We start from the raw sequence: 13,722 nt of genomic DNA, 5'->3' as shown, positions 1-13,722 counted from the left end.
TGGACCAATTCAACATTGATTTGGGCGGATGATTGTACGGGGAGAGAACGCATTGGCGTCGCCGAAGGAGCAAATGATTACATCATGAATCTCTCAGGCAAAAAGACTCGTACAGGACGCATCTCTGGAGAATGCTGACGATGTGCAGCTACCGATGAGGAAAGCCGTTACGGTAAACTTTCAGGTGCCAGGACAGAGAATTCCCTTTTAGTTTAAAGGGAATTCTCTGTCCTTTTTTGTGCGCTTTGAAAACAGGAGGGAAAAAGATTGGGACAATTGAAGCGAACACCTTTGTTTGACTCGTATGCCCGCTACGGCGGCAAAACGATCGATTTCGGCGGATGGGAATTGCCGGTGCAATTTTCTTCCATCAAGGACGAGCATGAAGCAGTACGCACTAAAGCAGGATTATTCGATGTTTCCCATATGGGCGAGATATTCGCCTCGGGCCCGGATAGCCTGGCTTATTTACAGAAATTGCTGACCAACGATGTATCAAAGCTTCAGGACGGCCAAGCGCAATACACGGCAATGTGTTATGAAGACGGTGGCACGATCGACGATCTGCTCGTCTACAAACTCGAAGATGAGCGCTATCTGCTGGTGGTCAATGCATCGAATATCGAAAAGGATTTTGAGTGGATGCAAAAACATCTTGAAGGCGAAGTCGAACTGGATAACGCTTCTGAACGCTTTGGCTTGCTGGCGTTGCAAGGGCCTCTAGCTGAGAACGTGCTGGCTGCGTTGACGGAGGAAGACTTGTCATCAATCCGCCCATTCCGCTTCAAGGACCAAGTAGAAGTTGCTGGACAGCGAGTGTTGGTGTCACGCACTGGCTACACGGGAGAAGATGGATTTGAAATCTACGGCAGCCCCGAAGCTGTCACTGCTCTATGGGACCGGATCTTGGAAACAGGTGAATCGGAAGGCGTCGTGCCAGCAGGACTCGGTGCACGCGATACGCTACGTTTTGAAGCGGGCCTTGCGCTTTACGGGCAAGAATTGTCGAAAGACATCACACCGCTTGAAGCCGGCATCGGATTTGCCGTCAAATTGAAAAAAGACTCCGACTTTATCGGAAAACAGGCTTTGGTGGATCAAAAAGAAGCCGGGGTACCCCGCAAATCCGTCGGCATCGAAATGATCGACAAGGGCATCCCGCGCCATGGCTATGTAGTTTACAAGGGCGATGAGAAAATCGGCGAAGTCACCACCGGTACACAGTCGCCGACATTGAAAAAGAACATCGGGCTGGCTTTGCTGGATGCTAAGCATAATGAGTTGGACACGGAAGTGGATGTCGAAATCCGCAATAAGCGGCTTAAAGCAAAAATTATCGCAGCGCCATTTTATAAACGCTCTAAATAATCCGAATAAAGAAGGGGACTGCACACGATGAAACATCGCTATCTACCAATGACTTCCCAAGATGAAAAAGACATGCTCGAGACGATTGGCGTCCAATCGATCGACGAATTGTTTTCGGACATTCCTGAAAAAGTACGCTTTAAAGGCGAATACAACATCAAGCCTGCAAAATCTGAATCGGCCTTGACGAAAGAATTGGCACAGCTCGCCGGCAAGAACGCGGATTCTGTCCGCTATGCCTCTTTCCTCGGCGCGGGTGTCTATGACCATTACAAACCGATCATTGTCGATCACGTCATCTCCCGTTCTGAATTTTACACAGCCTATACGCCTTACCAGCCAGAAATCTCCCAAGGGGAATTGCAGGCGATCTTTGAATTCCAGACAATGATCGCTGAACTCACCGGCATGGATATCGCGAACTCTTCCATGTACGATGGCGGAACAGCGCTCGCAGAAGCAGGCATGCTCGCAGCCGGCCAGACGCGCCGCAAGAAAATCCTCGTTTCCCGTGCTGTCCATCCGGAGTCGAGAGACGTTGTCCGCACTTATGCACTCGGGCAGTCAATCGATGTTGTGGAAATTCCGCTCAAAGACGGCCGCACGGATATCGACGCCTTGAAAGAAATGATCGATGAAAACACCGCGACCGTCATGGTCCAATACCCGAACTTTTTCGGTCAAGTCGAGAACTTAAAAGAAATCGAGCCGATCGTCCACGAAGCAGGCGCTTTGTTCACGGTATCGTCCAACCCTCTGGCACTCGGCGCACTTACGCCTCCTGGGAAATTCGGCGCAGATATTACCGTCGGCGATGCACAGCCGTTCGGCATTCCTGAAGCGTTCGGCGGTCCTCATTGCGGCTATTTCGCTGTAACGCAGAAATTGATGCGCGAAGTTCCAGGACGCCTTGTCGGCGAAACGACAGACGATGAAGGGCGACGCGGATTCGTCTTGACTTTGCAAGCGCGCGAACAGCATATCCGCCGCGACAAAGCGACGTCGAATATTTGCTCGAACCAAGCCTTGAATGCGTTGGCAGCTTCTGTTGCCATGACAGCGCTCGGCAAGGAAGGCACGAAGGAAATCGCCGTGCAGAACATTACCAAGACCCATTACATGAAGCAACAATTGAAGAAATCCGGATTCGAGATTGCATTTGATGGTGCCCATTTCAATGAAATTGCTGTCAAGCTCGGCTCATCGGTCAAGGAATTGAATGCGGCTTTGTTTGAGAAAGGCATGATCGGCGGCTATGATCTCGGCTTGAGCTATGACGAGTTGCAAGGGCATATGCTGATTGCGGTCACTGAGCAGCGTTCTAAAGAAGAAATCGACGCGTTTGTACAGGAAATCGATGCATTCGTGCGAGAAACGGAGGCTTCCCATGCATAAAGACAACCAGCCACTCATTTTTGAAATGACCAAACAAGGCCGTGTCGGCTACAGCCTGCCGGAACTTGATGTGCCGGAAGTGGATTTGACTGAATTGCTCGGCCAAGAACTAGTACGCGAAGAGTTTGCGGAATTGCCGGAAGTCTCGGAACTCGACATCATGCGCCATTACACAGCGCTTTCAAAACGCAACCATGGCGTTGATTCCGGATTCTATCCGCTCGGCTCGTGCACGATGAAATACAACCCGAAAATCAATGAATCCGTTGCCCGCTACTCCGGGTTCGCGAACATCCACCCGCTGCAGGAAGAATCGACTGTCCAAGGCGCGATGGAATTGATGTATGACCTTCAGGAACATTTGAAGGAAATTACAGGCATGGATGAAGTGACGCTTCAGCCGGCTGCCGGTGCACACGGTGAATGGACGGGTCTCATGATGATCCGTGCTTTCCACGAAGCAAATGGTGATTTCAACCGCACGAAAGTCATCGTGCCGGATTCTGCCCACGGAACGAACCCAGCTTCTGCAACAGTCGCCGGATTCGAGACAGTGACTGTTAAATCGAACGAGCACGGCCTTGTCGACCTGGAAGACTTGAAGCGTGTAGTCGGCGACGACACCGCGGCACTCATGCTGACAAACCCGAACACGCTCGGCCTTTTTGAAGAAGATATCCTTGAAATGGCATCGATCATCCACAAAGTCGGCGGCAAGCTGTACTACGACGGGGCGAACTTGAACGCCGTCATGTCAAAAGCACGCCCTGGCGACATGGGCTTTGACGTTGTCCATTTGAACTTGCACAAAACCTTCACAGGCCCGCACGGCGGCGGCGGCCCAGGATCTGGCCCGGTTGGTGTCCAAGCGGACCTGATCCCGTATTTGCCGAAGCCGATCCTCGTCAAGACCGATGAAGGCTATACATTCGATTACGACCGCCCTGAATCCATCGGACGCGTTAAGCCATTCTATGGCAACTTCGGCATCAATGTCCGTGCCTATACGTATATCCGCACAATGGGGCCGGACGGCTTGAAGAAAGTCACTGAATATGCCGTATTGAACGCCAACTACATGATGAGAAGGCTCGCACCTCATTTCGATTTGCCGTACGACCGCCATTGCAAGCATGAATTTGTGTTGAGCGGGCGCCGCCAGAAAAAACTCGGTGTCAGAACGCTCGACATGGCGAAGCGCCTGCTCGACTTCGGTTACCATCCGCCGACGATCTACTTCCCGCTCAATGTGGAAGAAGGCATGATGATCGAGCCGACCGAGACGGAATCGAAAGAAACGCTGGATGACTTTATCGATGCAATGATTCAGATTGCGCGTGAAGTGGAAGAAAATCCGGAGATCGTCCAAAATGCGCCGCATACGACGGTCATTAACCGGCTGGATGAAACGAAAGCAGCCCGCAAGCCGGTTCTTCGTTACCAGAAACCGACAGACAGCGAATGACATAAAAAAACCCCGGAAGCATTTGCTTCCGGGGTTTTTGATTATTTGGATTTGATTTTGCCTGTCCATTTTTTGAAGCCGCCCTGCAATTGGAACAATTGCTCATAGCCTTTTTTCTTCAGGAACAATGCGACGCGTCCGCTTCTTGCCCCGTTCTGGTCGTACAGATAGACCGGTTTGTCGGCGCGGATTTCCTTGTAGCGCTGGCGCAATTGCGATTGCGGGATGTTGCGCGCCCCGAGGATATGGCCGGCTGCGAAATCTTTTGGTTCCCGGACATCGATGAGCTGCGCTTTTCGGTAGCCTTGGATAAATTCTTCCTGGTTGAGATCGGTGACCGCTTTGCGGATGCGGAGGAACGAGACGACCGCAAAAATGAGGATGGCGATGACGACACCCAATGTGATATACAATAATTCCACTGTTCTTGCCCCTTTCTATACTTACTCATTATAAGAGATAAGGTGACGGATATTCAATGGCTATGTTACAGTAATCGGGGCAAATCAGAGGCAATCCTGTGAAGCCTGCGGGCAGGAAGCGCGCTGTAGCTGGACTTTCAGTTGTCAAGTGCTTTCAACAGGAAATTAAATCGATTTTTGCGCTGATTTATGCGAACATACGTGTCTTTCGTCTCATTTTAACAAAAGCCAAATCGCGAAACCCTTGTCATTGCTCGGTTATCTGCCGAGTCGAATTTTCCATCAGAAAAATGTCATTGCGAGTGAGTTTCAATATATAGTATCATGGGAATTGTAATAATACTATATATAGTGTTAACTCCATATAATATAAAGGAGGATTTGTCAAATGGTTTCCGCCACACAATCCGAATATACATTAAACGTCGAGTCCCTGAACAAAGACATTGAAGCTTTCCCGCAAGTCCACGCGGTAACGAAGGACATGAAGAAAACCCATAAAGGCGTATCCCGCCTGGTCATGATCGACCGCTATTCCTTCAAGGACACCAGCAAAAGCACATTGAAGCCGGGCGATTTCGTCGTGTTGACGGTCAAAGAAGACCCGAAATTCCCAGCACGCGGCCTCGGATATATCGTCTCGATCGACCAAGATGCGAACAAAGCACGCGTCTGGATCGAAGAAGATTACCGCAGTGCCATCGATAACCCTGAAGAAGTAGAACAAGGCATAGTCAACCGGCCGATCGATGTTATCGAAAAGCCGCTCGAAGTATTTTACGAGCAAATCGCCAAACGCAATGCCACTGGCCTTTCTGCAGTCGAGAAAACCCCAGAAAAGCAAAGTGAATGGTTCACGAAATTCTATGAGCAGCTCGTCAACTTGAATTTCGTCCCGGCTGGCCGTGTGCTGTACGGGGCAGGCGCTGACACCGATGTCACGTATTTCAACTGCTACGTCATGCCATTTGTCGCCGATTCGCGTGAAGGCATCTCAGACCACCGCAAGCAAGTGATGGAAATCATGAGCCGCGGAGGCGGTGTCGGGACGAACGGCTCGACTCTTCGCCCGCGCAATACACTCGCTCGTGGCGTCAACGGCAAATCATCCGGTTCTGTTTCGTGGCTTGACGATATCGCGAAACTGACGCATCTGGTCGAACAGGGCGGTTCACGCCGCGGCGCCCAGATGATCATGCTTGCTGACTGGCATCCGGATATCGCGGAATTCATCATTTCCAAAATGCAAAACCCGCGTATTTTGCGTTATTTGATCGAAAACACAGAAGACGAAACGATCAAACGCCTGGCGAACGATAAATTGAAATTCAAACCTTTAACTGAGCAGGAAGAAGCGATGTACCAAGGCTTGCTTAATTACCGGACCATTCCGGGCATGGGTGGATTCAACGAAAAAATCATGCGCGATGCAGAAACGAAACTGCGCGACGGCGGCACGTTCTCCGTTCATAACGAAGAATTCCTAACTGGTGCCAATATTTCCGTCACCTTGACGAAAGACTTCATGGAAGCAGTCGAAAAAGACGAAGATTTCGAATTGCGCTTCCCGGCAGTTGAATCGTATTCGAAAGAAGAGATGGCGGTCTATAACGAAGAATGGCATAAGATCGGTGATGTCCGCGATTGGGAAAAAATGGGCCATAAAGTCCGCACATACCGCGTGATCAAAGCGCGCGAACTATGGAATTTGATCAATGTATGCGCAACTTATTCCGCAGAACCCGGCATCTTCTTTATCGATAATGCCAATGAAAAAACAAATGCGACGGCATACGGCCAAAAAGTCGTGGCGACAAACCCATGTGGCGAACAGCCACTTGCGCCTTATTCCGTATGCAACTTGGCAGCCGTCAACTTAGCACGCTTCGCAGATCCGAAAACGAAGCAAGTTGATTTTGAAGCACTGAAAGAAACGGTGCGCGTCGGTGTCCGCATGCAAGACAACGTCATAGATGCAACTCCTTATTTCCTGGAAGAAAACCGCATCCAGGCACTCGGCGAACGCCGTGTAGGCCTTGGCGTCATGGGCCTTGCCGATTTGCTCATCTATTCGGACCGTGAATACGGCTCGCCGGAAGGTAACGAGCTGGTCGATGAGATCTTCAAGACGATTGCAGTCGCAGCTTATGAAGCTTCTACAGAGCTCGCTGAAGAACGCGGCAGCTTCCCATTCCTCGTCGGCGAAACAGATGCAGAAACGGAGAACTTGCGCCGTGCATTTACCGAAACCGGCTTTATGCAAGGGATGCCGGAAGAAATTCGCCAAGCGGTGCTCGACAAAGGGATCCGCAACTCCCATCTATTGACGGTTGCGCCGACAGGCTCGACTGGCACGATGGTTGGCGTATCGACAGGCTTGGAACCATATTATTCATTTACTTATTACCGAAGCGGGCGCCTCGGGAAATTCATCGAAGTAAAAGCGGATATCGTCCGTGAATACTTGAAGAACAACCCGGACGCAGATGAAGAGAATTTGCCGCAGGCGTTCATCACGTCAATGGACCTCGCACCTGAAGCACATGCCGATGTCCAGTGCATCATCCAGCGCTGGATCGATTCCTCAATCTCAAAAACGGTCAACGCACCGAAAGGTTATACCGTCGAACAGGTTGAAGGCGTTTATGAGCGTCTCTACAAAGGCGGTGCCAAAGGCGGCACAGTCTACGTCGACGGCAGCCGTGATTCACAAGTGCTGACATTAAAAGCTGAAGACAATACTTTCGAAGAAGACCACAAGGAAGAAGACACTGGCAAGCGCCCAGTAGTCTTGATCGACACGATCCAAGACTTGCGCTCGACCAATGTCACGATCGGATCGGAAGTAGGCAATACTTGCCCTGTCTGCCGTAAAGGGACAGTGGAAGAAATGGGCGGATGCAATACATGCACGAACTGTGCAGCCCAATTGAAATGCGGACTGTAACAAAAAACTTCAAATAGCCGGAGCCATATTCTCCAGTGACAAAAGCGGAAGCCAAAATAGGCTTCCGCTTTTTTGTTTGCATAAGCGTCTTCGTCTTCTGGCTTGCCGCTAATTGATCGTATGATAAAATGGAAAAGGAAAGCCAAGAAAGGGGTGCAAGGGCATGAGAGTCCTGGTGTTGAACGGTCCCAATTTAAACCGTCTCGGCAAACGCGAAAAACAAGCGTACGGAAGCTTTACATTGCAGGAGCTGGAGCAGGAACTGGCGGATTTTGCTGACAGTGAAGGCTTTGAGTTGGTCTGCCGGCAGTCCAATCATGAAGGGGAACTGATCGACTGGATCCACGGTGCGGACGATGATGCCATTTCCGGCATCGTCTTGAACGCCGGTGCCTATACGCATACGAGCATCGCGATACGCGACGCCATCGCATCGGTCCAAGTGCCGGTCGTTGAAGTACATATTTCCAATATCCACGCACGTGAAGAGTTCCGCCACTATTCCCATATCGCGCCGGTAGCCATCGGGCAAATCGCCGGCTTCGGCAAGGACGTCTATCGGCTGGGGCTCCAGTCGCTCTTGCTTCGACAACAGAAAGGATGAAACTGATGAAATTGATGAAACTGCGCGAACAAATGCAAAAGCGGGAACTGGATTCCCTGCTGGTGACAAATCCGTATAATCTTCGTTTTATTACAGGCTTCACCGGAACGGCTGGGCTTGCGCTCATCACGCCGAATGATGCTTGGTTCATTACCGATTTCCGCTACACTGAACAAGCAGGAGAGCAAGTCAAAGAATTCAAAGTGGTCCAAGCGCAAAAAGGCTTGATTGACGAAGTGGCGCGCATTGCTAAGGAAGCGGCAGTCGAACGGCTGGCATTCGAACAGGATTATATGACCTTTGCCACATATTCGCAGTATCAGGAAAAATTATCTGCAACGCTCGAACCGGTTAGCGGTCTGATTGAAAAGTTGCGCATGGTGAAATCTCCTGAAGAACTAGAAGTGCTGAAAGCGGCAGCCAAGATTGCTGACGATGCGTTCGAACATATCTGCTCTTACATCAAGGCGGGAATGACAGAATTGGAAGTTTCGAATGAACTGGAATTCTTCATGCGTTCACAAGGCGCAACTTCTTCTTCGTTCGACATCATCGTCGCATCGGGCTTGCGCTCGGCATTGCCTCATGGCGTTGCATCCAATAAGAAAATCGAACAAGGCGACTTGATCACGCTCGATTTCGGCGCCTTGTACAATGGCTATGTATCGGACATCACGCGCACGGTGGCAGTCGGCGAACCGTCTGACAAGCTTAAGGAAATATATCAAGTGGTCTTGGATTCACAAGTGCTGGCGCTGGAGAAAATCAAGCCGGGCATGACGGGAATCGAAGCGGATGCCATCGCACGCGATTACATCAAGTCAAAAGGCTACGGGGAAGCGTTCGGGCATTCAACCGGCCACGGCATCGGTCTCGAGGTCCACGAAGGGCCGGGGCTGTCGTTCCGTTCGGAAACTGTCCTTGAACCCGGAATGGCTGTCACGGTCGAACCGGGCATCTATTTGCCGGGAATTGGCGGAGTGCGCATAGAAGATGATATACTGATTACCGAAACGGGGAATGAGCGCTTGACGCATTCTTCAAAAGAGCTTCGCATTTTATAACAAACGGAGGAACTATTATTATGATTTCAGTAAACGATTTTAAAACAGGATTGACCATCGAAGTGGATAACGATATTTGGCGCGTGATGGAATTCCAGCACGTCAAACCGGGCAAAGGTGCGGCATTCGTCCGTTCGAAGCTCCGTAACTTGCGCACTGGAGCGGTCAATGAAAAAACATTCCGCGCCGGTGAAAAAGTCGCGAAGGCGCAAATCGATAACCGTAAAATGCAGTATTTGTATTCGAATGGCGATATGCACGCATTCATGGATACAGAAACTTACGACCAGATCGAATTGCCGGAAAAGAGCATCGCCTATGAGTTGAAATTCCTGCAGGAAAACATGGATGTACAAGTTATCCAATACCACGGCGAAGTACTGGGCGTCGAATTGCCGAACACAGTTGTCTTGGAAGTGGCTGAAACAGACCCAGGCATCAAAGGAGACACAGCAAGCGGCGGATCGAAACCGGCGATTCTTACAACAGGGCTTTCTGTCCAGGTGCCATTCTTCATCAACCAAGGGGATAAACTAATCATCAATACGACCGATTCTTCATACGTCTCGCGTGCCCAATAAGTAGGAAAGGCCTCTTTTAAGGGGCCTTTTTTTAAAATGTCGGCCTTGCTATTTCAAAATGATTCAAAAAAGTCTAAAATGGTGGAGTAGCTAAAATTAAATACATAACAGGGGAGTAGGTATTATATGAAAATCCAAGAAATTCGCGAAATCATCAAATTGGTGGATCAGTCATCCATCGACGAGTTCAGCTATGAATTCGAAGGCGTCAAAGTGAAGATGAAGAAAAATTCATCCAACCCTTCACAATCAGCAGCCGTAAAGTCAAAAGCTGTTGAAGAGCCTGCACAGGCACCTGCACCAGCAGCTCCAAAACAAGTTGAAGCAGCTGAAGCTGCACCAACAGAACAGCCGGTGCAAACGGAAGCGCCTGAAACTGGCAACGCGTCAAACGAAGATTTGCACAAAATCCTGTCTCCGATGGTCGGCACGTTCTACCAATCGCCATCACCAGAAGAAGATGCTTATGTAGCTGTCGGAACGAAAGTTTCTGCAGACCAAGTCGTTTGCATCGTTGAAGCGATGAAGCTTTTTAACGAAATCGAAGCAGAAGTGGATGGGGAAATCGCTGAGATCCTAGTCAAAGATGGCCAATTGGTCGAATACGGTCAGCCTTTGTTCCTCGTAAAAGCAAACTAAGGGGGGCTGACGATGATGAAAAAAGTATTGATTGCCAACCGCGGGGAAATCGCCGTTCGGATTATTCGCGCCTGCAAAGAGCTCGATATCCAAACCGTAGCGGTTTATTCAGAAGCGGATAAAGAAGCGCTCCACGTTGAACTGGCCGATGAAGCTTATTGCATCGGGCCGAAACTATCAAAAGACAGCTATTTGAACTTTTCCAATATTATTAGCGTCGCTAAACTGACGAATTGCGATGGCATCCACCCAGGATATGGTTTCCTCGCTGAAAACTCGAGCTTTGCCGAATTATGCGAAGCTTGCGACATCATGTTCATCGGTCCGACAGCAGCAGCGATTTCGAAAATGGGCACAAAAGATGTAGCCCGTGAAACGATGCGCCAAGCAAACGTACCGGTCGTTCCAGGCTCTACAGGAATTGTCGGAAGTGAAGAGGAAGGCTTGGAAATCGCAGAGAAGATCGGTTTCCCGGTCATCATCAAAGCGACGGCAGGCGGTGGCGGCAAAGGGATTCGCGTGGCGAGAACACGCGAAGATTTCGTCAAAGGCTTGAATATGACGCAAAAAGAAGCAGCGGCAGCATTCGGCAACCCAGGCGTCTACATCGAAAAATTCATTGAAGATTTCCGCCATATCGAAATCCAGGTGCTTGCTGATTCGCATGGCAATGCCATCCATCTAGGCGAACGTGATTGCTCAATCCAGCGCCGCATGCAAAAGCTTGTCGAAGAAGCGCCGTCTCCTGCTTTATCAGCCGAACTGAGAGCGGAAATGGGCGAAGCGGCTGTCAAAGCGGCGCAAGCGGTCAATTACCGTGGCGCTGGTACGGTCGAGTTCATCTTTGATGTAGAAAACCAGAAATTCTACTTTATGGAAATGAACACGCGCATCCAAGTGGAACATCCGGTCACTGAAATGATCACGGGCATCGATTTGATCCAGCAGCAGTTGAAAGTCGCTTCCGGCGAGACCCTCGCCTACAAACAGGAAGACGTGACGTTCAAAGGTTGGTCCATCGAATGCCGCATCAACGCCGAAAATCCGCTGAAGAACTTCATGCCTTCTGCAGGGCGTGTGGATATGTACTTGCCGCCAGGCGGCATGGGCGTACGCGTCGATTCAGCGATGTATTCAGGTTATACGATCCCGCCTTATTATGATTCAATGGTGGCTAAGCTCATCACATTCGCCGATACACGCGAAGAGGCCGTGGCCAAGATGAAGCGCGCGCTGGATGAATTCGTGGTGGAAGGCGTCTTCACGACCATTCCATTCCATCTTCGCCTTATGGACCATGAGGTGTTCAAATCCGGGGACTTCAATACGAAATTCCTGGAAAAATACGATGTAATGGGCTCCTGAGGAGGAACATTCAAATGGCAGAAAAAGTAATCCCATATGTAAAAATGAAATCACCCGGTGCTCAGGATCTCGGGAATATCGAAGTTGCATCGGAAGTGCTGGAAATCATCGCCAGCATCGCTGCGACCGATATCGAAGGCGTTGCCAGCATGCGCGGCAATTTTGCTTCAGGCGTCGTTGAACGTTTGGGCAAAAAAGTCCATGGCAAAGGCATCAAAACCGAACTATCGGATGAAGGCCTGGCGATCGACGTATATTGCGTTATCGATTATGGCGTATCGATCCCGAATACCGCCAAGAAAATTCAGGAACAAGTCCGCCAGACCTTGGAGACCATGACTTCGCTGCAGACGCAGGAAGTGAATGTGCACATTACCGGTATACATTTCGACAATCCCCAAGTGGACTGATAAGCAGGCTGCCCGGACATGCTGATGCATGTTTCGGCCAGCCTTCTTTTTTATGGATGCGCTGCGCCAGCGGTGATTTGTTGGAACATTTCAAACTTGGAAGTTCCGCGCGATTACCTGTATAATGGGGGGATAATCAGCTTGAAAAAGGAGACCGGAATTATGATGAAACGACACGAAGCACGGGAAAAAGCGCTTCAGACGCTATTCCAGCTCGATGGAACCGAATTGACGATTGAAGAAGCGATGGAACATGTCATGGACGGGGAAACCGACCAGTTCTATAAACTGCTAGTAGAAGGCACCAACAGCAAGCAACAGGAAATCGACGAAAAACTGAAAGGCCATTTGGAAAATTGGTCGCTTGAGCGCTTGCCGAAGGTAGAACGCACCATTTTGCGCATGGCTGTTTTCGAACTTGAATATATGGACGATGCGCCAAGCCGCGTCGTCATGAACGAAGCGATCGAATTGAGCAAGACCTTCGGGGACGATAAATCAAGCCGTTTCGTCAACGGCGTTCTTTCGAAATTCACTGACCAAACTGCGAACTAATCATTGGAGGAATCTACGTGACTGCTGAATTGATTGATGGAAAAGCCGTAAGCCTGAAAATTAAAGAGCGAGTGCAACAACGTGTAGAGAAACTGAAAACAAACGGAATCACCCCTGGCCTGTCGGTCGTTTTAGTGGGCGATGATTCCGCTTCGCAAACTTATGTCAAAAACAAAAAGAAAACATGTGAATCATTGGGCATGCGTTCGGATCTTCACTTATACCCTGCTTCACTGACCGAGCAAGAACTGCTCGAGAAAATCGATGAATTGAATAACGACCCGGACATACACGGCATTTTGGTGCAATTGCCGCTTCCTGCCCAGATCGATGAATTCAAGATCATCACGGCAATCGATCCCGAAAAGGACGTCGATGGCTTCCACCCGATTTCCGTCGGCAATTTGATGATCGGCAAGGACACCTTTTTGCCATGTACGCCCCACGGGGTGATGGTGCTCCTTGAGCATTACGGCATCGATCCTGCAGGCAAGCATGCCGTCGTCATTGGCCGAAGCAATATCGTCGGAAAGCCGGTCGGCCAATTGCTGCTGCAAAAAGATGCGACCGTGACCTATTGCCATTCGAAAACACCGGATTTGAAAGCGATGACCCAGCAGGCGGACATCATCATTGCGGCAATCGGCCGTGCGAAGTTCATCGGGGCAGACCATATCAAAGAAGGCGCAGTCGTCATCGATGTCGGCATGAACCGTGACGAAAACGGCAAGCTGTGCGGCGACGTCGATTTCGAGGCGGTGCGCGAACGAGCCAGCTTCATCACGCCTGTACCGGGCGGCGTTGGGCCGATGACCATCGCCATGCTGATGGAAAATACATTGCTGTCGGCTGAAAAAGGATTATCGAAAGACAAAGCTGCCGAAAGCGTGTAAAATGAATAGCAAAT

At 50.0% G+C, this 13,722-nt stretch carries 13 protein-coding genes and 1 riboswitch; of the genes, 12 read left to right on the top strand and 1 reads right to left on the bottom strand.

The features are described 5' to 3' along the window. Positions 1-28 precede the first annotated feature (28 nt). Positions 29-119: riboswitch (glycine riboswitch) on the top strand. Between the two features lie 148 nt (positions 120-267). Genes gcvT through gcvPB form a run of 3 tightly spaced genes read left to right on the top strand, consistent with a single transcriptional unit; the run spans position 268 to position 4,228 of the window. Continuing rightward, on the top strand, positions 268-1,368 hold the full coding sequence (gene gcvT / locus DFR62_RS09175; protein ID WP_121299959.1) for a glycine cleavage system aminomethyltransferase GcvT: 1,101 nt from the start codon (positions 268-270) through the stop codon (positions 1,366-1,368). 27 nt (positions 1,369-1,395) lie between these two features. Next, positions 1,396-2,763 (top strand): aminomethyl-transferring glycine dehydrogenase subunit GcvPA, encoded by a 1,368-nt coding sequence (gcvPA, locus tag DFR62_RS09170; RefSeq protein ID WP_121299957.1) that lies wholly within the window; start codon positions 1,396-1,398, stop codon positions 2,761-2,763. Further along, positions 2,756-4,228 carry an aminomethyl-transferring glycine dehydrogenase subunit GcvPB gene (gene gcvPB / locus DFR62_RS09165; RefSeq protein ID WP_121299955.1) on the top strand — a complete coding sequence of 491 codons (1,473 nt, stop codon included), beginning with the start codon at positions 2,756-2,758 and terminating at the stop codon, positions 4,226-4,228. Before gcvPA ends, gcvPB begins: the two co-directional genes overlap by 8 nt. Positions 4,229-4,269: 41 nt before the next feature. Here the strand turns inward: gcvPB and DFR62_RS09160 are convergent, their stop codons facing one another. Beyond that, positions 4,270-4,650 carry a rhodanese-like domain-containing protein gene (locus DFR62_RS09160; RefSeq protein WP_058380884.1) on the bottom strand — a complete coding sequence of 127 codons (381 nt, stop codon included), beginning with the start codon at positions 4,648-4,650 and terminating at the stop codon, positions 4,270-4,272. Positions 4,651-5,038: 388 nt separating this feature from the next. Here DFR62_RS09160 and DFR62_RS09155 point away from each other — a divergent pair, with 388 nt between their 5' ends. The 9 genes from DFR62_RS09155 (at position 5,039) to folD (ending at position 13,708) form a co-directional block, all read left to right on the top strand. Next, the gene (locus DFR62_RS09155; RefSeq protein WP_121299953.1) at positions 5,039-7,597 is read left to right on the top strand and encodes a vitamin B12-dependent ribonucleotide reductase; all 2,559 of its coding nucleotides are present in this window, start codon (positions 5,039-5,041) and stop codon (positions 7,595-7,597) included. A 163-nt stretch (positions 7,598-7,760) separates the two neighbouring features. Continuing rightward, positions 7,761-8,201: a type II 3-dehydroquinate dehydratase gene (aroQ, locus tag DFR62_RS09150; protein WP_121299951.1), complete on the top strand. Its 441-nt coding sequence runs from the start codon at positions 7,761-7,763 to the stop codon at positions 8,199-8,201. Positions 8,202-8,206: 5 nt separating this feature from the next. Next, positions 8,207-9,265, top strand: a complete 1,059-nt coding sequence (locus DFR62_RS09145) for a M24 family metallopeptidase (RefSeq protein ID WP_121299949.1) — start codon at positions 8,207-8,209, stop codon at positions 9,263-9,265. Between the two features lie 20 nt (positions 9,266-9,285). Then, on the top strand, positions 9,286-9,846 hold the full coding sequence (gene efp, locus DFR62_RS09140) for an elongation factor P (RefSeq protein WP_121299947.1): 561 nt from the start codon (positions 9,286-9,288) through the stop codon (positions 9,844-9,846). A gap of 126 nt (positions 9,847-9,972) precedes the next feature. Next, positions 9,973-10,485: an acetyl-CoA carboxylase biotin carboxyl carrier protein gene (gene accB, locus DFR62_RS09135; protein ID WP_121299945.1), complete on the top strand. Its 513-nt coding sequence runs from the start codon at positions 9,973-9,975 to the stop codon at positions 10,483-10,485. A gap of 12 nt (positions 10,486-10,497) precedes the next feature. After that, complete coding sequence (gene accC / locus DFR62_RS09130) at positions 10,498-11,850, top strand: acetyl-CoA carboxylase biotin carboxylase subunit (RefSeq protein WP_058380878.1); 1,353 nt, start codon at positions 10,498-10,500, stop codon at positions 11,848-11,850. 14 nt (positions 11,851-11,864) lie between these two features. Next, positions 11,865-12,260 (top strand): Asp23/Gls24 family envelope stress response protein, encoded by a 396-nt coding sequence (locus DFR62_RS09125; protein ID WP_058380877.1) that lies wholly within the window; start codon positions 11,865-11,867, stop codon positions 12,258-12,260. A gap of 165 nt (positions 12,261-12,425) precedes the next feature. Continuing rightward, positions 12,426-12,815, top strand: a complete 390-nt coding sequence (gene nusB / locus DFR62_RS09120) for a transcription antitermination factor NusB (RefSeq protein WP_121300285.1) — start codon at positions 12,426-12,428, stop codon at positions 12,813-12,815. A gap of 17 nt (positions 12,816-12,832) precedes the next feature. After that, entirely contained in the window at positions 12,833-13,708 is an 876-nt protein-coding gene (gene folD / locus DFR62_RS09115) for a bifunctional methylenetetrahydrofolate dehydrogenase/methenyltetrahydrofolate cyclohydrolase FolD (protein WP_121299943.1), read from the top strand. Positions 13,709-13,722 lie beyond the last annotated feature (14 nt).

The sequence above is a fragment of the Planococcus citreus genome, assembly GCF_003664125.1.
Taxonomy (GTDB): Bacteria; Bacillota; Bacilli; order Bacillales_A; family Planococcaceae; genus Planococcus; species Planococcus citreus.
Note: the sequence above shows the minus strand (reverse complement) of the source record. Positions and strands in the feature narration are given on the sequence as shown.

Bases quoted from the DNA above. Each gene is read 5' to 3' on its own strand.
- gcvPA (WP_121299957.1), top strand. From the start codon at position 1,396: ATGAAACATCGCTATCTACCAATGACTTCCCAAGATGAAAAAGACATG.
- gcvPB (WP_121299955.1), top strand. From the start codon at position 2,756: ATGCATAAAGACAACCAGCCACTCATTTTTGAAATGACCAAACAAGGC.
- DFR62_RS09155 (WP_121299953.1), top strand. From the start codon at position 5,039: ATGGTTTCCGCCACACAATCCGAATATACATTAAACGTCGAGTCCCTG.
- aroQ (WP_121299951.1), top strand. From the start codon at position 7,761: ATGAGAGTCCTGGTGTTGAACGGTCCCAATTTAAACCGTCTCGGCAAA.
- DFR62_RS09145 (WP_121299949.1), top strand. From the start codon at position 8,207: ATGAAATTGATGAAACTGCGCGAACAAATGCAAAAGCGGGAACTGGAT.
- efp (WP_121299947.1), top strand. From the start codon at position 9,286: ATGATTTCAGTAAACGATTTTAAAACAGGATTGACCATCGAAGTGGAT.
- accB (WP_121299945.1), top strand. From the start codon at position 9,973: ATGAAAATCCAAGAAATTCGCGAAATCATCAAATTGGTGGATCAGTCA.
- accC (WP_058380878.1), top strand. From the start codon at position 10,498: ATGATGAAAAAAGTATTGATTGCCAACCGCGGGGAAATCGCCGTTCGG.
- DFR62_RS09125 (WP_058380877.1), top strand. From the start codon at position 11,865: ATGGCAGAAAAAGTAATCCCATATGTAAAAATGAAATCACCCGGTGCT.
- nusB (WP_121300285.1), top strand. From the start codon at position 12,426: ATGAAACGACACGAAGCACGGGAAAAAGCGCTTCAGACGCTATTCCAG.